At 68.3% G+C, this 653-nt stretch carries 1 pseudogene; it reads right to left on the bottom strand.

Going from position 1 to position 653, the window contains the following annotated elements:
• A pseudogene (locus tag Aut01nite_RS43095) lies at nucleotides 1-653 on the bottom strand (NAD-glutamate dehydrogenase domain-containing protein); the annotation flags it as partial.

Raw genomic sequence — 653 nt, 5'->3', positions numbered from 1 at the left:
CGGCGCCGCCGGGTCGGTACGCACGATGAAGTGCACCCGCGCCAGCATCCGCTCGGTGACCCGGGTGGTGTAGTCCACCCCGATGCCGTTCAGCTCCCGCAGCAGGACCTCCTGCATGCGCAGCCGGTTGCCGGTGGTGAACCGGTCCCGGGGCAGATAGATCAGGCAGGAGATGAACCGGCCGTAACCGTCGCGGCGCAGGAACAGCCGCAACTGCCGGCGGCCCGCCATCCGCAGCACGCCGATGACCGCCTCGTACAGGTCATCGGTCTTGATCTGGAAGAGCTCGTCGCGGGGGTACGTCTCCAGTATCTGCAACAGGTCCTTGCCGGAGTGCCCACGCGGCGACAGACCGGAACGGTCCATCACCTCCTGCACCTTGCGTTTGACCACCGGCAGCTCACGGACGCTGGTCCGGTACGCCGAGGAGGAGAACAGACCCAGGAAGCGCCGCTCGCCGGCCACGTGACCGGCCTCGTCGAACATCTTCACGCTGATGTAGTCGAGGTACGCGGACCGGTGCACGGTGGCCCGCGAGTTCGCCTTGGTGATCACCAGCAGGCGCTTCTCCATGACCCGCTCGTAGACCTCGGGGGCCATCTCGGCGGCCAGCCGGCGCGGTTTGCTCGCGCCGCGCAGGATGCCCAGCCCGG

Source organism: Actinoplanes utahensis (genome assembly GCF_016862455.1).
Lineage (GTDB): Bacteria > Actinomycetota > Actinomycetes > Mycobacteriales > Micromonosporaceae > Actinoplanes > Actinoplanes utahensis.
The sequence above is the reverse complement of the archived record's forward strand: the minus strand, read 5'-3'. Positions and strand labels throughout refer to the sequence as shown.